We start from the raw sequence: 23,228 nt of genomic DNA on the forward strand, positions 1-23,228 counted from the left end.
GACAGAAAAGGAGCACCGCCGTGCCACGGCTGTCCGACCCGCGCCCCACGCTCACATCCACGTTCAGATTCACGTTCACGACCGCCAGCGGCGCGGCGTTCGACGTTATTGAATTCACGCTGGACGAGGCCCTGTCCGAGCCCTATCGGCTATGCGTGGACTTGTCCAGTTTTGACCCTGCCGTCGATTTCGGCGCCTTGCTGGATCAGCCCGCGCTGTTCACGATATGGCGCGGTGCGCTGCCGGTGCGCTATGTGCACGGCATCATCACTGAATTGGTCCAGGGCGACACGGGCTTTCGGCGCACGCGCTATCGCGTGGTGCTCGAACCGTCACTGGCGCGCGCCGCGCTGTGTTCCGACTGGCGCATCTACCAGCACCTGTCCGTGCCCGAGATCCTGGCCGACGTCATCAAACGGCAGGGGATTACCGATTACGAACAGGTGACGACGCAGGAATACCTGTCGCGCGAATACTGCGTGCAGGCCGGCGACACCGACTTGGCGTTTATCGACAGGCTTGCGGCCGAGGAAGGCTATTTCTATCGCTATGCGCATTCGGAGCATGGGCACCGTTTGATTCATGGCGACCGGATTTATATCCACGGCGAGATCGCGGGCGGGCCGGTGGTTTACAACCCGATGCCGGGCGGTGATCAGGCAGAACCCGCGTTGCATCGGTTTTCTTATGCCGAGCGCGTGCGCACCGCCGTCCAGACGCAGCGCGACTACACGTACACGCATCCGCGCTACAGCCAGGAACATTCGCCGGTTGCATCGGATCTTTCTCATCAGGATGCCCGCTACGAACGTTACGACTACCCCGGCCGCTACAAACGCGACGAGGCGGGCCAGCCGTTTACCCAGACGCGCTTACTGGGCCGCCGCCGCGATGCGCGCGTGGCACTGGTCGAAGGGGATGACGCGCGCTTGATTCCTGGCGTGGCGTTCGATCTCGCGGGCCATCCTCGTGAAGACTGGAACCATGGTTGGCGACCCGTGCGGATGCAACATCGGGGCGTGCAGCCTGCCAGCCAGGAAGAAGACGGGTTCGGAGCCGAATACGGTCAGCAAGGCGGGCTGGATCATGGCCCGATGCACCGCTCGGAATATCGCCCGGAGCACGGCACACAATACCGCTACACCGCTGAACTGGTGCCCGACAAGGTCGATTGGAAATCCGAGCCCTTACCCAAACCCCGCATCGACGGCCACCAGATGGCGACGGTGGTCGGACCGCCCAATGAAGAAATCTATTGCGACGAGTGGGGCCGCGTCAAAGTCCAATTCCCGTGGGATCGCGTAGGCGAGCACAACGAACATAGCTCATGCTGGATTCGCGTATCGCAGAACTGGGCCGGTGCGCAGTGGGGTCACATGGCGATACCTCGCATCGGACAAGAGGTCATCGTGCAATTCGCAAACGGCGACCCGGACCAGCCGCTGATAATCGGCAGAACTTTCCGGGCGACCAATTTGCCGCCCTATGAACTGCCGCGCCACAACGTCCTGAACACCATCAAGAGCAAGGAATTCCGGGGCAATCGCGCCAACGAATTGCGCTTGGATGACACGTCCGCACAGATCAGCGCGGCGTTGATGAGCGAACACGGCGACACGCAGCTGCATCTGGGGTATCTGACCCATCCGCGTCCAAGCGGTGGGCAAGCTCGCGGTGAAGGGTTCGAACTGCGCACGGATGAACATGGAGCGCTGCGGGCGGCGAAGGGGTTGTTGCTGACGGCCGAGACGCAACTGCACGCCAAAGGCGGGCAGTTGGATAGATCCGATATCGTCGCGGCATTGCAAGCCGCGCTGGATCTAGCCCGCCACCTGGGCGACTACGCAGCGCAACACGAAGGCGTTGCCCACGACGCCCAGCCGCAGCAATCCCTATCGAACGCTGTGCGCGACCTGGGCCACGGCGCCAACAACCAGTCGGACGGCCCGGGCCAAGGCGACGCAGGGGCCATCGGCCTAAGCGCCCCAGCCGGCATCGCCGCCGCCACGCCGGCCGGCATCGTGATGTCGGCCGGTGGCAATGTGGACAGCGTCGCGCAGCAGCATCAGCAGGTCAGCGCGGGCGACAAGATCGTGCTGAACGCGGGCGGCGACCTGGGCTTGTTCTCGCAAGGCGGCGCCATGCGCCTCATCGCCCACCAAGGCCCGATGCTGCTACAGGCGCAGCACAACGCCATCCGCATCCAGGCCGATCAAAGCGCGGAAATCACGTCCAGCCAACAACACGTGCTGGTCGCCGCCGACAAGCACATCACGTTGCTGTGTGGCGGCGCGGCCATCAAGATCGCCGACGGGAATATCGAGTTCTCGATGCCCGGCAAGCTGACGGTAAAGGCTGCGGGGCACAACTTCACCGGGCCGAGCAGCGCCTCGATGACGTTCAACACCTGGGACGCAACCCCCTTTAACGACCGCTTTCAAGCCACGCTGCAAGACGGTTCCCGCGCTTGCAACCTTGCCTACACCCTGATCCGCAACGACGGCTCGCGCATCACCGGCCGCACGGACAGCGAAGGCTACCTGACGCTGCAACGCGACATGCGCCGCGACGGCGTCCGTATCGAATGGACAAAGGCCGAAGAATGACCGAGACCAGACCCGCCACCGACCCGCCAGAGGAACGCGTGGCGCCGTTTCATTACAACGCCAGGGGGCAGCAGTGCTTCACCTGGACTTTGACCGACTGCGACATTACCGACCCCGTGCAACTGCGTATCGGCCCGGATCTGATCCTGCCGGTGATTTTTATTCCGGGGGTGATGGGCAGTAATTTGAAGTCGGTGCCCGAACCGGACAGCGACAAAACCAGATCTGTATGGCGGCTAGATTATGGTTTTGCGGGCGTTCCCACTCCGTTGCTGGGCCAATGGGCCAGCCAGAAGGCAGGGATACGGCAGAGCCTTTTGCATCCCGACCGAGTGCAAGTGGATGACGAGGGCGGCGTACCCAACGTGCCGTGGGGGATGGTGCAGGATGACCAACAGCTGCTACCCGCTCAGCGCAAGGCCGCCCTGATGAGGCGATATCGCGAGCGGGGCTGGGGCGAAGTCGGACAGACCAGCTACGAACGCTTTCTGATTTGGTTGGAACATGTGCTGAATTCCCCGACGGTTCCCCGCCACCTGAACTATGCGCTTGAACTCGAGGACAAGCACTGGGAAGACCCCACAGCCGCATATCGACGGCTTAAAGCCGGTATGGATTTGTTTATGCCGCGATTGAACGGGGCGGATCGCAACGGCGACGAAGACGACGGCACCAAGCCCTTGACAACGGACGATCTGCTGGCCGGGGTTCGATTCAATATGCCGGTGCATGCGTTTGGATATAACTGGTTGGCGTCGAACACCGATTCGGCCAAGAAACTCAAGCAGCGCATTGAAACCTTGCTGGAACAGTATGGATCCCGCTGCAAGCAGGTCTTGCTGGTGACGCATTCAATGGGCGGTTTGATTGCCAGAATGTGCGCAACTCTGCCCGGCATGGAGTCCGCGATTTGCGGCATCGTCCACGGCGTCATGCCGACAAACGGAGCCCCGGTGGCGTACCGCCGATGCAAGGTCGGTATGCGGGACGAGAGCTTCGGTACCTCGCTGGTTATTGGCAGCAACGGTCAGGAAGTAACAGCGGTTTTTGCCCAGTCGCCCGGAGCGTTGCAGTTACTGCCGACCACGCGATACGCACCGGGATGGTTGAAACTGCTGCGCGAGAACCAATCTCGCACCCTGTCCGCGATGCCCGCGCTCGATCAATGCCCGTATGACGCGATTTATCTTGAGAGGTATCGGTGGTGGGGCTTGGTAAAGGAAGAATGGCTGGCGCCCAAAGGTGGGACGGCGATTGAGTGGACCCTCTACGAGCGAGCTATTAAATTCGCCCGCGAATTTCACGCAGAGCTGGATACCTACTTCCATCCCAACACCTACGTCTTCTATGGTTCAGATGCGAAGTATCCAAGCTTCGAAACCATCCGGTGGAACATACGCCCGGGTTTGCGGGCGGCCGGTACCGCACAGGCAGCCGCCCCGATCGAATCCATTTTCAACGCGCGGCACACGGATGTTCAGCACGACGGTCGCACCATCATCCACGTGCGCAGTCGTAGCGCCCTCAATAACGCCTCGCCAAGCTACGTTGACGGCACGTCAACGCCCGGAAAGCCGACATATAGCAACTGGGAAATTCACTGTGCAATGCAGGACGGAGTGGGAGACGGGACGGTACCGACAAGTTCGGGCCGTGCGCCGATTGACCAGGCGGAACGCGGCGAAGTTCGGGAGCAGCTAAAAATGCAAGGCTTTGATCATGAAGGTCCGTTCCGGATGGAACAGGTTCAACTCGTCACGCTTCAATGGATCTTGAAAATCGCGGCCCAGGCCAAGAAGCCGTCATGAACCCGCGCTTCTTGGCTGCCGGGCTTTTGATCATTGGGCTGATCGCAGGCAGCAACCTTTCGTTGTTTGGTAAGGACACACCATTGGCTCCACATCCCGCAGATACTCGAACCTGGGCGTTCGGCAGGCATTTGATTGACCTTCCTTCGGACTGGATATACAGCACGGGTAGTTACGTCACGCTGTATTACGGATTGCATACCGATTTCAAAACCGTTGAAGTCAGGGTGTTGGGCACCGAAGTTTCCGCTGAACGCTTCAAGAATGCAGTAGAGGACAGATCAACGCAGATCGGAAACGTAGACCATGATGCGGGCGGATCAATGATGCTCGCTCAAATCAAGTTGAGTGAAACGCAAACATTGCTACGTTTCTTTCACAGTCCCGAACTGAAGAATTACCACACCCATGAGCTTCACCTTCTGGTCGGCGACGTCTATGTCCTGATCAAGGCCGACTCCTTTAAAAACGTCATGGCCCCCGTAGAGGCCCGCATCCAGGCGCTAGCAAAAACAATCACCAAAATCTCCGACCCACAAACCGCCGGCCCCGGCTTCGGGCTGGGGCCCGTCATCATCCGCGACCACCACGATCAGGAAATCGGGATGTTGAAGTTTCGCGCGCCCGGGACAAACCTCGAACTGGACGCCGCGACAAGCGCGATCCAGGAGCAAGAAAGAATCAACATGAAGGAACAGGAAAAGCAAACGCTTGCTGGCATCCGCTACAACTCCTTGCGTTCCGGCGCGCCGACCTTTGCCGGCATGGAGTCCGAGCAAAGCGGCTTCAGCTACCGGAACGGGGATCACCATGCCTTTCTGTTCGTCGTGCAAAGCTATCGTGACAACCCCGGGTTTGCCTGGCCGTCCATCAACATGCGATTGCGGGGAGGCGGCACCATCATGAAGGTCCAAAGCCCTGACTATCAACCCGACCTCGTCCGTTGGTCCCTACCCCGCTTCGTACCGGACAAGCACGAGATTCCCCTTTGGAAGCGGCCGCCTTCCCCGCCCCGCGTGGATGCCACCTTAAGCGACAAAGAAGCCGGCAAGTTGTGGGACGCGATCGTGGCGTCGGTGCGGCTGCGTTACCTGGCCGTCGCGCCCAAGCCGCCTTCCGCTTTTGACCAGGGCAACCCGGAAAAAGCCGCTGCCGATCAAAAGGCGCTGGATGAATTTCTTAGCACCGACGAAGACGGCCGGCCCTGGACGCCGCCTACCGACGACGACGTGCCCGCGCGGTAATCCTCTCGCGTGGTCAGCGTCTTGAAGCGACCGGGTAAAGGCCCGCGGTCAAAGAAAGGCCAATCAAATGGAGGAAAAAGTGACCGACAACCAACCCGCCACCGGCCCACCAGAGGAACGCGTGGCGCCGTTTCATTACAACGCCAGGGGACAGCAGTGCTTCACCTGGACTTTGACCGACTGCGACATTACCGACCCCGTGCAACTGCGTATCGGCCCGGATCTGATCCTGCCGGTGATTTTTATTCCCGGGGTGATGGGCAGTAATTTGAAGTCGGTGCCCGAACGCATCGGACAGGATTCCCGACAGGTCTGGACCCTTGATTATGGATTCGCGGGGTTACGGACTCCCTTGGCCTCCCAATGGGTGGCCAAAGACGCCGGCTTCCGACAGACCACCTTGCACCCCGACCGCGTAGAGGTCGATGACCAGGGCGGCGTTCCCAATGTGCCGTGGGGGATGGTGCAAGAGAACCAGCAAATGCTGCCCGCCGAACGCAAGGCCGCCCTGATGAAGCGATATCGCGAGCGGGGCTGGGGCGAGGTCGGACAGGCCAGCTACGAACGCTTCTTGATCTGGCTGGAACATGTGCTGAACTCCCCCACTGTTCCTCGCCATCAAAACTATGCGCTGGAGCTGAACGACCAGCACTGGGAAGACCCGCAAGCCGCATATCGACGATTGAAACCTGGCGTGGATGTTTTTATGCCGGGCTTGAACGGAATGGATCGTATCGATGACGAAACTGAAGGCGTCAAGCCGTTGACGACAGACGATCTGCTGGCCGGGGTTCGATTCAATATGCCGGTGCACGCGTTTGGGTATAACTGGTTGGCGTCAAACGCCGATTCCGCCAGACGACTCAAGCAGCGCATTGAGACGCTGCTGGAGCAGTATGGAAAACGCTGCAAACAGGTTTTGCTGGTGACGCATTCGATGGGTGGCCTGATTGCCAGGATGTGCGCCACGCTGCCCGGCATGGAGACCGCCATTTGCGGCATCGTCCACGGCGTCATGCCGACTAACGGTGCGCCCGTGGCCTACAGACGGTGCAAGGTCGGTATGCGAGACGAGAGCTTCGGCGCTTCGTTGGTTATTGGCGGCAACGGTCAGGAAGTAACAGCGGTTTTTGCCCAGTCGCCCGGAGCGTTGCAGTTACTGCCGACCACGCGATACGCACCGGGATGGCTGAAGCTGCTGCGCGAAAACCAGTCTCGCGCCCTGTCCGCGATGCCAGCGCTTGATCAATGCCCGTATGACTCGATTTACCTTGAAAGGCATCGGTGGTGGGGCTTGGTAAAAGAGGAATGGCTGGCGCCGGCAGGTGGCACGGCTATTGAATGGACCCTCTACGAACGTGCTATCGAATTTGCCCGCGAATTCCACGCCGAGTTGAATACGTATTTCCATCCCAACACTTATGTTCTCTATGGGTCCGATGCTAAGTTTCCAAGCTTCGAAACCATCCGATGGAACATACGGCCAGGGTTGCGGTCGCCCGGTACCGTAAGAGCACCAGCTCCGATCGAATCGCTCATTACGGCACGGCACACCGATGTTCAGCACCGCGGTCGCACAATAGTCCGCGTGGGCCCGCATAGTGCCCTTGGGCGCGCCTCAGTAAAGTTCGTCGGAGATACGTCCACGCCACATGACCAGGGACCGCGGATATATAGCGATTGGGAACTTCACTGCGGCATGCAGGATGGCGTCGGCGACGGGACAGTACCCACGAGTTCGGGCCGTGCTCCGATCGATCAGGTCGAACGTGGCGAAGTTCGAGAACAACTGAAAATGCAAGGCTTTGACCATGAAGGCCCATTCCACGACGAGCGGGTTCAGCTTGTCACGCTTCAGTGGGTCCTGAAAATTGCTGCCCAGGCGAAGAAGCCGTCATGAAATCGCGCTTCTTTTTTGCCGGACTCCTGATCGTCGGGATCATAGGAAGCAGCAATGATTTATTTCTTCGCAAGGACACAACAGTGACTCCAGATACCGCAGACATTCAAACCTGGGTGTTCGGCAGGCATTTGATTGATTTTCCTTCGAACTGGCTTTACAGCACCAGCAGCTACGTGACGCTGTATTACGGATTGGATACCGATTTCAAAACCGCCCAAGTCCGGGTTCTGGGCACCGAAGTGTCCGCTGGCCGATTTGCGGATGCAGTCAACGACAGGGCATCGCAGATCGCGCTCGTCGATCATGATTCGGGCGGCTCGATGATGCTTGCCAAGATGCAGTTGAGCGAAACGCAAATATTGCTACGCTTCTTTCACAGTCCCGAACTGAAGAATTACCACACCCATGAGCTTCACCTTCTGGTTGGTGACGTCTATGTCTTGATCAGGGCTGACTCCTTCAAAAACGTCATGGCCCCCGTAGAGGCCCGCATCCAGGCGCTGGCCAAAACTATCACCAAAATCTCCGACCCACTCAGCGCCGGTCCTGGCTTTGGCCTTGGGCCCATCATCATCCGCGACCACCACGATCAAGAGGTCGGAGTGATCGAATTTTTCATCGACGGTTCCAATGTCAGCTTGGAAACGCGCATTACGGCCTTGCAGCCCAGTCCATCGACCGGCCTTCAGGCACGCGCAAAACAACAGATGGCTGGTATGGCCTACAACACCTTGCGGGCGGGAAAGCTGACTCTTGCCTCTATGCAAGCAGAACAATTTGCCTTCGGCTTCACCGAAACCAATCACCACGCGTTTCTATTCCTGGCCGAAACCTATCGCGACAAGCGCGCATTCACTCAACCGTCTATTCACATGCGGATGAGCGGCGGCGGCGCCCTTACCCCGCCGGCCCGTCCGGATGACCAACCCGACCTTGTCCGTTGGTCCCTGCCCCGCTTCGTACCGAACAAGCACGAGATTCCCCTTTGGAAGCGGCCGCCTCCCCCGCCCCGCGTGGATGCAACCTTAAGCGACAAAGAAGCCGGCAAGTTGTGGGACGCGATCGTGGCGTCGGTGCGGCTGCGCTACCTGGCCGTCGCGCCCAGGCCGCCTTCCGCTTTTGACCAGGGCAACCCGGAAAAAGCCGCTGCCGATCAAAAGGCGCTGGATGAATTTCTTAGCACTGACGAAGACGGCCGGCCCTGGACGCCGCCGGACGACGATCCGCCGCCCGACGATCCGCCGTCGCGGTAAAACACCGGATGCGCAGGCGCAGGCCCGCGCCGCATCCTTGCCTCAGCTGCGTGCCGGCTTGTTGCCGTGCGAGACGCTGGGGGTGTCGCGGAACAAGGACATATGCGTGTGGGTGGCAACCCACGGGTCGCCGATGGCTACGCGCGCAAACGACACGGTTGCGCGGCCGACGCGGTCGAAGGGTTTGCCGTCGGGGTGGTAACCGGTGGAATCCCATACGGCCATGCCGACGGCGAACAGGCGGTCGGGCGACACGAGCGTTTGCACGTCGTCCAGGCGCCAGATGAAGTCGTCGATTGTGAACCAGACGTTGCGCCACTGCGTCTTTTCGGCGTGGTCGCGGCCGGTGACGAAGTTGGTGTAGGTGCCGAAGGCGACGAAGTCTTCGGCGAACAGGTGGCGGGCGGCAGCGTAGTCCACCGCTTGCACGTGGTCGGACAGTTCCTTGAACCAGGCGCGCACGGCGGCGGCATCGGCGGCGTCAACGGGGGCCAGGGCTTGCACGGACATGAATATCGCTCCAATAAAGTAATGAATCAGGGTGTAGCAGGAATCTGGTCGGCGAACCAGCACGCCACGGCATGGGCGGGCGCGACGGATGAATGGGGCGCGACGGATGACCGGGGCGTGGCCGGCGCGGTCGGGGTGACCGGGATGGCCGGCTCTGCAGGCGGGCCGGACGCCCCCGTCAACAACGGCGGGGCCTCCTGCCGGCAGCGTTCCGTGGCCAGCGGGCAGCGCGGGTGATAGCGGCAGCCCGAAGGTGGCGACATCGGGCTGGGCGGCTCGCCTGGGGCGACCCGATAGGGCTCGCGCTGCGCGTCCGCCCCACGTCGCGGCTCCGGCACGGCGGCCAGCAGCGCGCGGGTATACGGATGCCTGGGGCGTTGATAGATGTCATCACGCGGGCCCGTCTCGACAATCTGCCCCGCATACATGATGGCGATGCGATGCGACACGTGCCGCACCACCGCCAGGTCGTGCGCGATCAGCAGGAACGACAGGCCCAGTTCCTGTTGCAGGTCCTGGAACAGGTTGATGATCTGGGCGCGCACCGATACGTCCAGCGCGGACACGGGTTCGTCCGCCACGATCAAGTCGGGCTGCACGGCCAGGGCACGCGCGATACCCACGCGCTGTCGCTGGCCGCCCGAGAACGCGTGCGGATACCGCTGCGCGGCATCGGCGGGCAGGCCGACCTGGCCGATCAGCTGGGCGACGCGCCGCCGCAAGGCGTCCCGGCCCGCGCTCCAACCGTGCACGATCAGCGGTTCGGCAATGGCGTCGAATACGGTGTGGCGCGGGTTCAGGCTGGTGGACGGGTCCTGGAACACCAGCTGCATGTGCCGCCGCAACTGGCGCAGCTGCGTGTTGCCGGCGCGCGTGATGTCTTCGCCCCGGAAATGCAATGAGCCCGAGGCCAGCGGCGCGCGCCGCAGCACGGCCCGCCCCAGGGTGGTCTTGCCGGAACCGGACTCGCCGACCAGACCCAGCGTTTCACCGCGCGCCAGGTCCAGCGACACGCCATCGACCGCCCGCGCCAGCACGGGCTTGCCGAACCAGCCGGCCGATCGCACCGGAAAATGCACGCGCAGGTCGCGCGCCTGTAGCAATACGTTGGCGTCGGTCATCGAGCGGAATTCACTGGGGGGTATTCATCGGGCGGTGCTCATCAGGCGGTGCTCATCAGGCGGTACTCATCAGGTGATACTCATCAGGCGTTATTCATCAGGCGGTATTCATCACACGTTTGTCCAAGCTGGCGTATACGGACGCACGCAAGCGGCCAAGCGCCCCTGGCCGACGTCTTGCAGCGGCGGGCGGCGCGCGCACGCGGCATCCGCCGCCGGGCAACGTGGCGCAAAGTCGCAGTGCTGGGCACGCTGGCGCAGATCCGGCGGCACGCCTTCGATGGCGATCATGCGGTGGCGCGTGTCGTCCAGACGCGGCGTGGCGCGCAACAGCCCCGCGGTGTAGGGGTGCGCAGGCGCCGCGTACAGCGCGTCGGCGTCCGCCAGTTCCACCAGGCGGCCGGCGTACATGACGGCGACGCGGTCGGCCACCTTGGCCACCACGCCCAGGTCATGCGTGACCAGCAACAAGGCCAGCCCCAGCCGCTGCTTGAGCGTGGCAAGCAGTTCCAGGATCTGCGCCTGGATGGTGACGTCCAGCGCCGTCGTGGGCTCGTCCGCGATCAAAATCCGGGGCTCGCAGGCCAGCGCCATGGCAATCAGGATGCGCTGGCGCTGGCCGCCTGAGAACTCGTGCGGCAGCCGCCCCAGGCGCTCGGACTGCTTGGGTATGCCCACCTGCGCCAGCAGCTCGACGATGCGCGCGCGGCGGCGGCTGGCATCCAGCTTGGTGTGACGCCGCAGCACTTCGTCGATCTGCGTACCGATGGTCAACAGCGGGTTCAACGCGCTCATGGGGTCCTGAAACACCATGGCGATGCGATTGCCGCGCAGGTCTTGCAGCACCCGGGGCGGCGCAGCCAGCAGGTCGATGTCGTCGAACCACACCTGCCCGCCGGCCACGCGGCCCGGCAAGGTGGTCAAGCCCATCAAGGCCAGCGCACAGGCGCTTTTACCGGAACCGCTTTCTCCGACCAGCGCCAAGGTTTCCCCGGCATGCAGGTCGAACGACACGCCGTCCACGGCGTTCACGGTGCCATGCCGGGTCAGGAATTGCACGTGCAGGTCGCGCACGCGTAGCAAGGGCCGCGCGCTCATCGACGCACCTTCGCAATCAGACGGCGGGCAAAGTCTTTTTCTCGTTCGCGGGGGTCCAGCGCCAGACGCAAGCGGCTCGCGGCCAGGTTGACGATCAACACCGTCAGCGCGATCGACAAGCCCGGAAATGTAGCTAGCCACCACGCGCTGGTCAGGTAATTGCGGCCGTTGGCCACGTCCAGGCCCCAGGACACCGCGGGCGGCTGCACCCCGACGCCCAGGAACGACAGCGCTGCTTCCGCCAGCACCACGCGCGCAAACTCCAGCACCATCAAGGTGATCAGCGGCGCTGCCAGGTTGGGCAGGATGTGGCGCAGCAGGATGCGGCCCGCGCGCGCGCCGATCATCTCGGCGCTTTCGATATAGGGCAGCTGGCGCACGGACAGCACCACGCTGCGGATCTGGCGCGCGTAGACCATCCAGCCGTTCAAGGCTAGTGCCAGTATCACTGTGCCCGGCCCGGGGCCGAGGATCACCAGGATCACCAGCGACAACAGCAGGCCCGGAAACGCCACGTGCACATCAACCCAGCGCATCAAGGCGGCGTCCACACGCCCCCCGGCAAACCCGGCAATCAGGCCGACCAGCACGCCAAAGCTTGCCGATACGGCTACCACGGCCGCGCCGATCAGGATTGACAGCCGCGCGCCGTGCAGGATCCGGCTGAGGACGTCGCGGCCCAGGTTGTCGGTGCCCAACAGATTGGCGACCGTGCCGCGCGCTTCCCAGACCGGGGGCCGCAGGCGCGCCGACAGCTTGATGGCCGCCGGGTCATATGGCGCCAGCCAGGGCAGCACGATGGCCACCACCGCCAGCAGTAGCAGCAGCGCCGCCGCCAGCACCCAGCCGCGCTGCCGATCGGACAGCGCCTGCCAGCCGCGTGTGCGCGGCGCGTCGGGCGCGGGCGCCACATTCCCCATCCAGGCCGGAACGCTGCTCATACCGCGATCCTGGGGTCTAGCAGCCGGTACGCAATGTCCAGGCAGAAGTTGATAAGCACGATCAGGAACGCAATGAAGAAGACCACCGCCTGCAACAGGACCAGGTCCTGGCGCTCGATGGCCTGGATGGCGGTCTGGCCCAGGCCGGGCCACGCAAAAACGGTTTCAACGACGACGGTGTGGCCCGCCAGCATGCCGGCAAATTCCCATCCCAGCAGCGCCACGGTGGGCACGGCGGCATTGCGAAGCGCGTGCACCAGTACGATGCGGCCGGACCGCAACCCCTTGGCGCGGGCGGTACGCACGTACAGGGAATTCAATTCGTCGATCAGGGCGGAACGCAGCATCATGGCGATGCGGCCCAGCGCGGGCAAGGCCAGCGTCAGCATGGGCAGGATGGCGCTGCCCGGCGCCTCGGCGCCCGATGACGGCAACCAGTTCAAGGTCACTGCAAACAGCAGGATCAGCAACAGGCCCAGCCAGAACTGCGGCAATGACAGGCCGCCCAGACTCAACACCACGGAAATGCGGTCGGCCCACTGCCCGGGGCGCAGCGCGGCCACGATGCCCAGCGGCACGCCGACCACAATGGCCAGGCTCAGCGCGCCCAGGCACAGCGTCAGCGTGTTGGGCAGGCGTTCCAGCACGATGTCCATGGCGGGCCGCTGCTGCCAGATGGAATTGCCGAAGTCGAACGAGGCGATGTCGCGCAGGTAGTGCAGATACTGCGCCCAGATGGGCCCGTCCATGCCCAGCGCGCGCGCCAGCACGGCACGGTCGGCGGCGGACGCGTCCACCGGCAACATGGCCTGGACGGGGTCGCCCACCAACCGCGTCACGATGAACACGATCGTGGTTACGCCAAACACCACCAGCAAGCCTTGCGTGAAGCGGCCCAACAAGAAGCGCGGCAAGCCGCGCCCGCTGTGATTACTGGGTGACACGGATGTCCTTCAGCGGAATCAGGCCATCAACGCGCGGCGCAAAATCAATGCGCTTGGACAAGCCGAAGATCTCGCCCCCTTCCAAAAGAAATACCAGATAGGCTTCGTCGCGGCCAATCTTCAGCGCGCGCGTATACAGCGCCTGGCGCTTGACCGGGTCAGCCTCCTGGCGGGCGGCGTCGATCAGGCCCTTGAGCTCGGCGTTGTCGTTGGCGGCGGCCACGCCGCCGTCGGCGTAATAGGCGCTAAGGGTGCGGTCGGCGTCCAGCAACTGGTTCGAATGGCTGCTGCTGATCTGCGCTTCGGTGGGCACGCGGTTCTTGTTGATGGCTTCCAGGTATTCGGCCCAGGCCAGCACGCGGAAATTCACCTTCAGGCCGGCCGCCTCCCAGTAGGCGGCGATGGTCTCGGCCAGTTCCTTGTCTTTCAGCCAGCGGCCGGACGGCGCGTACAGGTCAATGGACTTGCCATAGGCGCCCGCCGCCTTGAGCAGCTCGGTGGCGCGCGCGGGGTCATAGGGATACGGCTGGATGCTGGCGTCGTAGCCGAACCAGCCGGGTGCCAGCAGCTGCCCGCGCGAGACGGCCGCATAGCCGCCGTACAGGTCCTTGGCCAGCGCCTCTTTGTCCACCGCGTAGTTCAAGGCCTGGCGTACGCGCACATCGCGGGTCAGCCCCTTCAAGGCGTTCAGCGACACGAACGGCAGGTCGGTGCCTTGCAGGGTGACGGCGCGGGCGACGCGCTTGGTGTCCTCGGGCAACACGTTGGTGATGAAGTCGAAGTCGCCGGCGCGCAGGCCGGACAGGCGCGTGCCCGGCTCGGCCACGAACCGATAGGTGGCGCGGTCGACGTTGCCTACCGCTTGCGGATTCCAGTAGTTCGGGTTGCGGGACAGCACGATGCGGTTGCCCTTGGCCCATTCCGTCAACACGTACGGGCCGCTGCCCACCGGCTTCTGGCCCAGGCTGCCGTCGGCGGCGGCCGCGGGCGACACGATGGTCAGCCACGACAGGCGCGCGGGCAAGGCGGGATCGGCGCCGTTGGTGAACACGCGCACCGTGACGGCATCGACCGCCTCGGCGCGTTTGATGCCCAGAAAGAACGGCCGCTGACGCGACGCGGTCTTGGGGTCGACGATGCGGTTGATGCTGGCGGCCACGGCGGCCGCGTCCAGCGGCTGGCCGTCGCTGAATGTGAGCTTGGGGCGCAGGGTCACTTCCCAGGTGTCCGCGCCGGTCTGGCGCGGCAGCTCGGTGGCCAGTTGCGGCACCAATTCGCCCTTGGCGGTGCGAGTGATCAGGGTTTCGAAGATGTTGCGCGACACGGCGCGCTCGGAACCGTCCTGCGCGGTCTGCGGGTCCAGCGTTGACGGTTCGGTGCCCAGCGCCAACGTGATGTCGGCCGCCTGGGCCGCCGACATCACGGCCGTCGACAGCACGGACGCTGACAACACGGACGCTGACAGGGCCAGGGCCAAGCCCTGGTAGCGGTGACGGCTCATTGTGCACTCCGGATCAGAAAGACATGCGAGTGCGGGGCACGATGTCGCAGGTCGGTAAATTAGGAATCCGGAGTTTGCCGCTAGAAATCAGAACGTGCCGTTGTAATGATATGCCTGGGAAATCCTTGACGCGGTGGTGACTGCCGCTTCAAGTCATAAGGGTCAAGACGTCATCAAGGTCGCAAAATCATCGGGTTCGTCAGCGCACGCTTCTATGCTGCCGCCGGCGAAATGCGGGGCAATTCCCACGCGCGATGCGGCGCGGCCACGTCAAGGGTTGGGTTCGGGTTCGGGTCCAGGTTCTGGTCCAGGTTCGGAGCAGCCTCAACCTGCACCAGCGCCGTCTGCGCGCTGGACCCCTGCGTCAGTCGCGACGTGCCGATGTCGGCAGTCAGCGTATTCGGATTGCCGTGCCGGTCCAGATCGCCGTCCGGGTCGGACCACGCGCCGGTGGACATCTGCACCACGCCCGGCAGCATGCCGGCATCCAGCCGCACGCCGGCCAGGCAGGCGCCCCGCGCATTGAAGACACGCACGCGGTCGCCGTCGGCGATGCCCCGCGCGGCGGCGTCCTCCGGGTGCATCGAGATGGGCTCGCAGCCCTGGATCTTGCTTGACCGCGACAACGCGGCCGGGTCGAGCTGGCTGTGCAGGCGATGGCGCGGCTGGTTCGTCAGCAGATGCAGCGGCCACCTGTCGGCACCGGGCGCGCCCAGCCATTCCGATGGCGCCAGCCACACCGGATGCCCCGGGCAATCGGCGTAGCCAAAGCCCGCCACCACCTCGGAGGCCAGTTCGATCTTGCCGCTGGGCGTGCGCAGCGGATGCGCTTGCGCGTCGCGGCGAAAGTCCTCGAACAGTACGTACGGCGAGTCGGGCGCGGGCACCTCGGCGTAGCCGCGCGCCCAGAATTCATCGAAGGGCGGCAACGTCACGCCGCGCTCGGCGCAGCCCCCGCGCATGCCGTCGTACACGTGGCGGCACCAGCCCATTTCGTCGCGCCCGGCCGTGTAGGCCTCGTGAAAGCCCGCGCGCCGCGCCAGGTCCGCGAAGATGCCGAAGTCGTTACGCGCCTGCCCTTGCGGCGCCACCGCGCGGTGCATGGCGAACACGTAGGGATCGCGCGACGAGCCGCCCACGTCGCAGCGTTCCAGTGATGTCGTGGCGGGCAGCACGATGTCGGCGCGGCGCGCCAAGGGTGTCCACCACGATTCATGCACGATCACGGTATCGGGCTTGGTCCACGCCTGCCGCAAGCGGTTCTGGTCCTGATGGTGATGGAACGGGTTGCCGCCCGCCCAATAGATCAGCTTGATGTCCGGATACGTGTGGCGCGCGCCGTTGAAGTCATATGGCTGGCCGGGCGACAGCAGCATGTCGGCGATGCGCGCGGCGGGGATGGCCAACTGTGCCGGGTTCTTCGGCACCGGGACTTCGGGGCCGGGCACCCGCCGGCGCGGCTCGCCTATGCCGTTCAAGGACGCGTGGCCGAACGCAAAGCCCCCGCCCGGCAAACCGATCTGACCGGCCAACGCGGCCAGCCCGATCAAGGCCCAGTACGGCTGTTCGCCATGTTGCGCGCGTTGCAACGACCACGCCGCCGTCAACAGGCTGCGTTGCGCCACGATGGCGCGCGCCAGTGCGGTGATGGTGGGCGCCGGCACACCGCAGATGCCGGCCGCCCATTGCGCGTCCTTGGGCTGGCCGTCGGCCGCGCCCGTCAGGTAGTCGGCCCAGGTATCGGCGCCCACACAGTGGCTGGCCAGAAACGACGCGTCGTGCCGCCCTTCGGCCAGCAAGGCGTGCGCCATGGCCAGCATCAGCGCGGTGTCGGTGTTGGGCCGAATCGGGATCCACTCGGCGGCGATGCCGTCCGGCACATCGGCGCGCGTGGGGCTGAGCACCACCAGGCGGATGCCGGCCGCCTGCGCGCGGGCCAACCACGCCGGCAAGTTGTGCAGCCCCGCGCCGCCCGATGTCACCTGGCTGTTCTTGGTGGGGATGCCGCCAAAGGCCACGATGACGCGCGTGTTGGCCAGCACGCTGTCCCAGTCGGTAACGTCGCCGCTGACCGGGCTGAAGGTGCCGATGACGTGCGGCAACAGGAATTGCGCCGCGCCCCAGCTGTAGTTGCCGACCTGATCGACGCAACCGCCGCCTAGAAACAGGAACCGGCGGATCAAGCTGCGCGCGTGGTGGACGCGACCGGCCGACGACCAGCCATACGAGCCGCCAAAGATACCGCCGGGTCCGTGCTCCGCGCGGACGCGAGCCAGCTCCCCCGCCACCAGGTCCAGCGCGTGGTCCCATTCCACTTTCACATAATCGTCGCCTTCGCGCTCGCGGTTGCCCGCCAGCCAGCCCCGGCGCACCGCGGGCCGCTGCACGCGCAACGGCGAATGCTGCATTTCGGCGATGGAGTCCAGCATGGGCGACGGCGCGGCATCGGCATGAAAGGGCTCGCAGCCGACGACTCGCCCGTCTTTCACTACGGCGGTGAACGCGCCCCAGTGCGCAAGCGAGGGATAGCGGGAGTCAGTCATGGAAGGGGTAAGGGTCTGCGGTTCAAGGAGATTTTCGCGAAGCATAAACGATGAGCCCGCTAGTGGTTTTCCCTGAAAACGGGCAAATAGGCGGTCACCCGCATTCCCAAGCGCGTCTGGCTCCGGTACATTTCGTCCAGTGGCCTGACCACCGGACCATCAGGCAGCCGAACAGAGGCCGGCGCGTCCCACGCGGCCCCTGAAGCTGAAACGGAAGCCGAAGCCGAAGCCGAAGCCAAACCCGAAGCCGAAGCCCGTCAAATCGTTATCCAAGACACATCCGCCCCAGACCTATTACGCTCTACCCCCCGGAACCCACTTTCACGCCACGATGAATTCCCTTCAGGCCGTTGCCCCCACCCGCCTTTACCGCATGATTGCCGACCAGATCGCCGCGCGCATCAAGGCGGGCCACTTTCCCGTTGGCGGCCGCCTGCCGGCCGAGCGGGAATTGGCCGAGCAGCTGCAAGTGAGCCGGGCGTCGGTGCGCGAGGCGCTGATCGCCCTGGAAATCGAGGGCTATGTGGATGTGCGCGTGGGCACGGGCGTGTTCGTCTGCGCCCCGCGCGAAGACGGCCAATATCACGACGCGCGTGACGCGGCCACGCCACCGGCAACGGCCGCCGATAGTGCGGCGGGCAGCGCTGAAGCCACCGACATCGGTCCCTTCGACCTGTTGGAAACCCGCCTGCTGATCGAGCCGGAATGCGCGGCACTGGCCGCACAGAAAGCGTCGCCCGCACAGATTGCCGCCATCCGCGCCGCGCACGACGGCATGTCGCTGACCGAATCGCCCAGCGTGCACGACCGCGCCTTCCATAGCGCCATCGGCGCGGCGTGCGGCAACGCCGCGCTGGCCGCCGCCATTTCGCACATCTGGCACCTGAGCACTCTGAGCCCGGTGTTCCACCGTCTGGAAGAGCACTTCGTGACCACCAAGGTGTGGATCGAAGCGCAGAAAGAACACGAACGCATCCTCGCGGCCATCGTCGACCGCGATCCCATCCGCGCGCGCCACGCCATGCATGACCACCTGGTCGGCATCCTGGCGCGTCTGCGGGAAGATTTCGGCAACGTTGGGATTCGATGAGCCCATGACCTCATAACGCGCTAACCCGCCATGGCCTGACGCCCGGGCCTCTCCCCTTACCGACCGTGCAAGCACCGCCGGCGCAGATAGCGCCGCCCGCGGCAAGGGGATCGGCTTGTCCGTTGAAACGTGAATTCGCAGTCCCCGCAGCACCCGTCGTCCACACACATAAAAACAGTTCAAGGTGAAAAACATGCAGCTGACCCGTACCGTGAAGGTAATAAGCGCGGCGCTATTGGCGCTAGGCGCTCATGCCGCCCAGGCCAACAAGGCCGACAATTCCCTCAACATCGCGTTCGACGCGGCGCCCGCCACGCTGGACGCCTACAAGGAATCAGACCGCCCCGGCCTGGCGCTGGCGCGCATGGTGTTTTCGGGCCTGCTGCAAAAAAACCAGGACACGGGTGAATTCGGCCCCTCCATCGCCACCGGCTACAAGTTCGTGGACGACACCACGATCGACCTGCCGATTCGCCGCGACGTGAAATTTCACGACGGTTCGCTGTTGACCATCGACGACGTGCTGTACACGCTGAACCTGGTGTCGTCCGACACCTACAAGGCGCGCTTTCAGAACCAGGTGGCCTGGATTGCCCGCGCCGAAAAAGTCGGCGACGACACCGTGCGCATCAAGATGAAGACGCCCTACCCGCTGGCGCTGGAAATGCTGTCGGAAAACCTGCCGATCTATCCGCGCAAGTACTACGAGGCCAACCAGTCCGACATGGGCGCCAAGCCCATCGGCACCGGCCCCTACCGCCTGACCGACAGCCAGCCCGGCAGCCGCTACGTGTACGAACGCTTTGACGATTACTTCGGCGCCAAGCCCGCCGTGCAGAAACTGGTGGTGCGCGTGCTGCCGGACGCCAACACGCAGTACGCCGAGCTGCTGTCCGGCGGCCTGGACTGGATCTGGCGCGTGCCGCCCGACGTGGCCAAGCGCATGGAGAAAACGCCGTCGGTTGCCGTGAAAAGCAGCAGCATCATGCGCATCAGCTATATCTCGCTGAACCCGCGCTTTGACGACGGCAAATCGCCGCTGGCCAAGCAGGAAGTGCGCCAGGCCATCAACCACGCCATCGACCGCGAAGCCATCCGCAAGGCGCTGGTCGGCGGCGCGTCCAAGGTCATCAACGCCGCCTGCAACCCGGCGCAGTTCGGTTGCTCGGCCGATGTGCAGACCTACAAGTTCGACCCCGCCCGTGCCAAGCAATTGCTGGCCCAGGCCGGCTACCCCAACGGCATCACGCTGGACCTGGTGATCTCGGCCCCGCCGCGCAGCATCCTGGATGCGGCCGCCGCGCAAATGGCGCAGGCCGGCATCAAGGTGAACCTGGTGGAACAGCAATACGGCGCCGCCATGACCAACTGGCGCGACGGCAAGATCGCCATGCTGGCGTCCAACTGGGGCTCGTACGGCATTGCCGACGCGGCGCTGTCCACCAGCAACTTTTTCCGTGGCGGCCCGGACGACCAGGCGCGCAACCCGGACGTCATCAAGTACCTGGAAGCCGCCGACACGTCGGTCGACCGGGACCTGCGCGCGAAGAACTACGCCGCCGCGCAAAAGATCGTGGCCGACCAGGCGTACTGGGTGCCGCTGTGGAACCACTCGCTGAACGCCGTGCAGGCCAAGGACCTGAACTTCTCGGTGGATGGCGACGAGTTTCCGCGTTTCTACAAGGCCACCTGGAACTGATCCGGCGGCCATCGCGCCCAGGCGTTGTTCCAACCGTTGTGCCCGTCCGATCCAGGCGCTTGATGCGCCTGGGCGGAACGGCGCGCGCCGACGCAAGCCGCGGCATGTCGATGCTTGCCGATGCGCCGCCGCCAGCCGACGCTAGCTCTATAGGTTGACCCATGATTGCATTCCTGTTTCGCCGCTTGCTGGTCGCCGCCCTGCTGGTGGCGTTCGTATCGCTGATCAGCTTTTCGCTGGTGTTTGCGTCCGGCAACCCGGCCGCGCGCCTTGCCGGTGAAGGCAGCGCGGCCGACGCCGCCCGCCTGTCGCAACAGCACGGCTTTGGCGATCCCATCCTGGTGCAATACGGCCGCTGGCTGGCGGGCGTGGTGCGCGGTGATTTTGGCGACAGCCTGTACTTCAGCCGCCCCGTGGCCGAATTGCTGGGCCAGCATTTCCCCGCCACCGCCAAACTGGGCCTGGCCGCGATGGCCTTTGCCTTGCTGCTGGCGATACCGCTGGGCGTGCTGGCCGGCTTGCGCAAAGGCTCGCTGGTGGACCGCGCCACCATGCTGCTATCCGCCTGCGCACAGGCCATGCCGCCGTTCTGCCTGGCGTTTTTACTCATCATCGTGTTCAGCGTGCGCAACCAATGGCTGCCCGCCTCGGGCTTTGACACGTGGAAGCACTACGTGATGCCGGTGGTGGCGCTGGGCCTGTTCGCCATGCCCGCGATGCTGCGGCTGATGAAATCCGAAATGGAAACCGTGCTGGCCACCGACTACATCCGCACCGCGCGTGCGATGGGCCTGGGCGGCGCCAGCGTGGTGTTGAAGTACGCGCTGCGCAACGCGCTGCGGCCGCTGGTGTCCCTGGCGGCGGCGCAGATGGGCACTTTGCTGGCCGGCTCCGTCGTCATCGAAACCGTGTTCGCCATCAATGGCGCCGGGCTGCTGGCCTGGACGTCCATCCTGCGTGGCGACTTCCCCACGATGCAGGCACTGATCCTGATCTTTGCGCTGATCTACATCGTGCTGACCCTGCTTGCCGACCTGGTCAACGGTTGGCTGGACCCCCGCGTGCGAGCCGCCTGATGAATACCGCTATGACCGCTACCGCGACTTCCCTGCCCGCCGCCACGCGCGGCGACCGTCTGGCGCGCGCCGGCCGACTGCTTGGCCTGGCCGTGCTGGCCCTGCTGGTGCTGGCCGGCCTGATCGGCCCGTACCTGATCCCGCACGACCCCTATTCGCAAGACCTGCTGGCGCGTCTGCAAGAGCCCGTGTGGGCTGAGGGCGGTGACTGGAACCACATCCTGGGCACCGACCAGCTGGGCCGCGACGTGTTGGCGCGCGCGCTGTACGGCGTGCGGGTGTCGGCGCTGATCGGCTTGTCGGTCGCGCTGATGGGCGGGCTGATCGGCACCACCCTGGGGGTGGTCGCCGGCTACTTCGGCGGCGCCGTGGACCGCGCCGTGTCGTTTCTGATTACCGCCCGCCTGGCGCTGCCCATCATCCTGGTGGCGCTGGCGGTGGTGTCGGTGGTGGGCGCATCGCTGACCGTGGTGGTGCTGGTGCTGGGCCTGCTGCTGTGGGAACGCTACGCCCTGGTGGCGCGCACCATGGCCGCCGGCCTGCGCAACGCCGAATTCGTCACCGCGTCGCGGCTGCAAGGTTGCACGCCTCTACAAATCATCTGGCGCGACATTCTGCCGAACCTGGTGGGCAACCTGCTCATCATCGGCACGGTGGATGCGGCCATGGCCATCACGCTGGAAGCGTCGTTGTCATTCCTGGGGCTGGGCGTGCCCGCGCCGATGCCGTCGCTGGGCCTGATGATTGCCGAGGGCAAGGAAAACATGTTGTTCCAGCCGTCGCTGGTGGTCATCCCCAGCATCGTGCTGTTCGTGCTGGTGCTGTGCGTGAACCGCGCGGGCGAAACGCTGCGCGCCATCCAGATGAAAAAGGGCTGAGGCCATGACTGCGACGTCCCACCCCCTGCTGCGGGTTGAAAACCTGTATATCGACATCCATACCGCCACGCACACCAAGCACGTCGTACGCGCGGTGGACTTCACGCTGGAACGCGGCAAGACGCTGTGCATCGTCGGCGAATCGGGCTGCGGCAAATCGTTGACGGCGTTGGCGCTGCTGGACCTGCTGCCCGCCGCCGCGCGCCGCCGCATGACGCGCTTGGAGTTCGCCGGGCAAGACCTGTCCACGCTGACGCCGCGCCAGCTGGCCGAACTGCGCGGCGCGCGCATCGCCATGATCTTTCAGGATCCGATGACGTCGCTGAACCCGGTGTTTCAGATTGGCACGCAGCTGATCGACGTGATGCGCCGGCACAAGCGCGTCAGCCGCCGCCAGGCCGCCGAGCGCGCGCAATACCTGCTGCGCCGGGTCGGCATCACCAACCCGGAAGAACGCATGCGCCAGTATCCGTTTGAGCTGTCGGGCGGGCTGCGCCAGCGCGTGATGATCGCCATGGCGCTGATGTGCGGCCCGGAATTGCTGATTGCCGACGAGCCCACGACCGCGCTGGACGTTACCGTGCAGGCCGAATTGCTGGACCTGCTGCGCGACATCCAGGCCGAGTTCGGCCTGGGCATGGTGTTCATCTCGCATGACATGGGGCTGGTGGCGCGCATCGCCGACCACGTCATCGTCATGTATGCGGGCGACATCGTCGAAGGCGGCAGCGTGGCCGAGGTGCTGGCGGACCCGCGCCATCCCTACACCACCATGCTGTTGAACTGCATCCCTCAACCCGGCCGCACCGCGCCGCATACCGACCTGCCGACCATCGCCGGGGCCGTGCCGTCGCTGGACACCGCCATCCGGGGCTGCGCGTTTCGGGATCGTTGCCCGGTGGCCGAACCGCGTTGCGCGCAGCCGATCGCCCCGCGCGTGCAGGGCGAACACCGCTGCCTGTGCGTCAAACCCGGCGCGCTGCGCGCAGGAGCCCTGGCATGAATACTTCCAT

The 23,228-nt window shown here is 64.5% G+C and carries 17 protein-coding genes; 10 read left to right on the forward strand and 7 right to left on the reverse strand.

Annotated features, from left to right (window positions below; translation table 11 throughout):
• Positions 1-20 precede the first annotated feature (20 nt).
• The 5 genes from DVB37_RS13835 (at position 21) to DVB37_RS13855 (ending at position 8,814) form a co-directional block, all read left to right on the forward strand.
• Entirely contained in the window at positions 21-2,606 is a 2,586-nt protein-coding gene (locus DVB37_RS13835) for a type VI secretion system Vgr family protein (RefSeq protein WP_205571614.1), read from the forward strand.
• On the forward strand, positions 2,603-4,414 hold the full coding sequence (locus tag DVB37_RS13840) for an alpha/beta hydrolase (RefSeq protein WP_120155718.1): 1,812 nt from the start codon (positions 2,603-2,605) through the stop codon (positions 4,412-4,414). The genes DVB37_RS13835 and DVB37_RS13840 overlap by 4 nt, the downstream gene beginning before the upstream one ends.
• Entirely contained in the window at positions 4,411-5,658 is a 1,248-nt protein-coding gene (locus DVB37_RS13845; RefSeq protein WP_162941214.1) for a T6SS immunity protein Tli4 family protein, read from the forward strand. Before DVB37_RS13840 ends, DVB37_RS13845 begins: the two co-directional genes overlap by 4 nt.
• 67 nt (positions 5,659-5,725) lie before the next feature.
• Positions 5,726-7,558 (forward strand): alpha/beta hydrolase, encoded by a 1,833-nt coding sequence (locus DVB37_RS13850; protein WP_120155723.1) that lies wholly within the window; start codon positions 5,726-5,728, stop codon positions 7,556-7,558.
• A complete protein-coding gene (locus DVB37_RS13855; protein ID WP_162941215.1) occupies positions 7,555-8,814 on the forward strand; it encodes a T6SS immunity protein Tli4 family protein in 1,260 nt (419 codons plus the stop codon). Before DVB37_RS13850 ends, DVB37_RS13855 begins: the two co-directional genes overlap by 4 nt.
• A gap of 42 nt (positions 8,815-8,856) precedes the next feature.
• Here DVB37_RS13855 and DVB37_RS13860 read toward each other — a convergent pair whose 3' ends face one another.
• The 7 genes from DVB37_RS13860 to DVB37_RS13890 all read right to left on the reverse strand — a co-directional run bounded on the left by DVB37_RS13860 (position 8,857) and on the right by DVB37_RS13890 (position 17,472).
• Positions 8,857-9,324, reverse strand: a complete 468-nt coding sequence (locus DVB37_RS13860) for a nuclear transport factor 2 family protein (protein WP_120155730.1) — start codon at positions 9,322-9,324, stop codon at positions 8,857-8,859.
• Between the two features lie 26 nt (positions 9,325-9,350).
• Positions 9,351-10,445 carry an ABC transporter ATP-binding protein gene (locus DVB37_RS13865; RefSeq protein ID WP_120155733.1) on the reverse strand — a complete coding sequence of 365 codons (1,095 nt, stop codon included), beginning with the start codon at positions 10,443-10,445 and terminating at the stop codon, positions 9,351-9,353.
• A gap of 111 nt (positions 10,446-10,556) precedes the next feature.
• Positions 10,557-11,543, reverse strand: a complete 987-nt coding sequence (locus DVB37_RS13870; RefSeq protein ID WP_120155735.1) for an ABC transporter ATP-binding protein — start codon at positions 11,541-11,543, stop codon at positions 10,557-10,559.
• On the reverse strand, positions 11,540-12,484 hold the full coding sequence (locus DVB37_RS13875; RefSeq protein WP_240434116.1) for an ABC transporter permease: 945 nt from the start codon (positions 12,482-12,484) through the stop codon (positions 11,540-11,542). Before DVB37_RS13875 ends, DVB37_RS13870 begins: the two co-directional genes overlap by 4 nt.
• The gene (locus DVB37_RS13880; protein ID WP_223265038.1) at positions 12,481-13,428 is read right to left on the reverse strand and encodes an ABC transporter permease; all 948 of its coding nucleotides are present in this window, start codon (positions 13,426-13,428) and stop codon (positions 12,481-12,483) included. The genes DVB37_RS13875 and DVB37_RS13880 overlap by 4 nt, the downstream gene beginning before the upstream one ends.
• Entirely contained in the window at positions 13,415-14,929 is a 1,515-nt protein-coding gene (locus DVB37_RS13885; RefSeq protein WP_120155738.1) for an ABC transporter substrate-binding protein, read from the reverse strand. The genes DVB37_RS13880 and DVB37_RS13885 overlap by 14 nt, the downstream gene beginning before the upstream one ends.
• A gap of 212 nt (positions 14,930-15,141) precedes the next feature.
• Entirely contained in the window at positions 15,142-17,472 is a 2,331-nt protein-coding gene (locus DVB37_RS13890) for a molybdopterin-dependent oxidoreductase (RefSeq protein WP_120155740.1), read from the reverse strand.
• A gap of 331 nt (positions 17,473-17,803) precedes the next feature.
• Between DVB37_RS13890 and DVB37_RS13895 the strand changes: the two genes are divergently transcribed.
• From DVB37_RS13895 to DVB37_RS13915, 5 genes are all read left to right on the forward strand, one after another.
• A complete protein-coding gene (locus DVB37_RS13895) occupies positions 17,804-18,562 on the forward strand; it encodes a FadR/GntR family transcriptional regulator (protein ID WP_104145760.1) in 759 nt (252 codons plus the stop codon).
• Positions 18,563-18,755: 193 nt separating this feature from the next.
• On the forward strand, positions 18,756-20,261 hold the full coding sequence (locus DVB37_RS13900) for an ABC transporter substrate-binding protein (RefSeq protein ID WP_046807322.1): 1,506 nt from the start codon (positions 18,756-18,758) through the stop codon (positions 20,259-20,261).
• A gap of 161 nt (positions 20,262-20,422) precedes the next feature.
• Entirely contained in the window at positions 20,423-21,337 is a 915-nt protein-coding gene (locus tag DVB37_RS13905; protein WP_120155742.1) for an ABC transporter permease, read from the forward strand.
• Positions 21,338-21,348: 11 nt separating this feature from the next.
• On the forward strand, positions 21,349-22,215 hold the full coding sequence (locus DVB37_RS13910; protein WP_223265039.1) for an ABC transporter permease: 867 nt from the start codon (positions 21,349-21,351) through the stop codon (positions 22,213-22,215).
• Between the two features lie 4 nt (positions 22,216-22,219).
• The gene (locus tag DVB37_RS13915; protein ID WP_120155744.1) at positions 22,220-23,218 is read left to right on the forward strand and encodes an ABC transporter ATP-binding protein; all 999 of its coding nucleotides are present in this window, start codon (positions 22,220-22,222) and stop codon (positions 23,216-23,218) included.
• Positions 23,219-23,228: the final 10 nt, after the last annotated feature.

The sequence above is a fragment of the Achromobacter sp. B7 genome (assembly GCF_003600685.1).
GTDB classification, from domain to species: Bacteria; Pseudomonadota; Gammaproteobacteria; order Burkholderiales; family Burkholderiaceae_B; genus Achromobacter; species Achromobacter spanius_B.

Excerpts from the sequence above, each read along its gene's own strand:
- DVB37_RS13840 (WP_120155718.1), top strand. The coding sequence starts at position 2,603 with ATGACCGAGACCAGACCCGCCACCGACCCGCCAGAGGAACGCGTGGCG.
- DVB37_RS13845 (WP_162941214.1), top strand. The coding sequence starts at position 4,411 with ATGAACCCGCGCTTCTTGGCTGCCGGGCTTTTGATCATTGGGCTGATC.
- DVB37_RS13850 (WP_120155723.1), top strand. The coding sequence starts at position 5,726 with ATGGAGGAAAAAGTGACCGACAACCAACCCGCCACCGGCCCACCAGAG.
- DVB37_RS13855 (WP_162941215.1), top strand. The coding sequence starts at position 7,555 with ATGAAATCGCGCTTCTTTTTTGCCGGACTCCTGATCGTCGGGATCATA.
- DVB37_RS13860 (WP_120155730.1), bottom strand. The coding sequence starts at position 9,324 with ATGTCCGTGCAAGCCCTGGCCCCCGTTGACGCCGCCGATGCCGCCGCC.
- DVB37_RS13865 (WP_120155733.1), bottom strand. The coding sequence starts at position 10,445 with ATGACCGACGCCAACGTATTGCTACAGGCGCGCGACCTGCGCGTGCAT.
- DVB37_RS13870 (WP_120155735.1), bottom strand. The coding sequence starts at position 11,543 with ATGAGCGCGCGGCCCTTGCTACGCGTGCGCGACCTGCACGTGCAATTC.
- DVB37_RS13875 (WP_240434116.1), bottom strand. The coding sequence starts at position 12,484 with ATGAGCAGCGTTCCGGCCTGGATGGGGAATGTGGCGCCCGCGCCCGAC.
- DVB37_RS13885 (WP_120155738.1), bottom strand. The coding sequence starts at position 14,929 with ATGAGCCGTCACCGCTACCAGGGCTTGGCCCTGGCCCTGTCAGCGTCC.
- DVB37_RS13890 (WP_120155740.1), bottom strand. The coding sequence starts at position 17,472 with ATGACTGACTCCCGCTATCCCTCGCTTGCGCACTGGGGCGCGTTCACC.
- DVB37_RS13895 (WP_104145760.1), top strand. The coding sequence starts at position 17,804 with ATGAATTCCCTTCAGGCCGTTGCCCCCACCCGCCTTTACCGCATGATT.
- DVB37_RS13900 (WP_046807322.1), top strand. The coding sequence starts at position 18,756 with ATGCAGCTGACCCGTACCGTGAAGGTAATAAGCGCGGCGCTATTGGCG.
- DVB37_RS13905 (WP_120155742.1), top strand. The coding sequence starts at position 20,423 with ATGATTGCATTCCTGTTTCGCCGCTTGCTGGTCGCCGCCCTGCTGGTG.
- DVB37_RS13910 (WP_223265039.1), top strand. The coding sequence starts at position 21,349 with ATGACCGCTACCGCGACTTCCCTGCCCGCCGCCACGCGCGGCGACCGT.
- DVB37_RS13915 (WP_120155744.1), top strand. The coding sequence starts at position 22,220 with ATGACTGCGACGTCCCACCCCCTGCTGCGGGTTGAAAACCTGTATATC.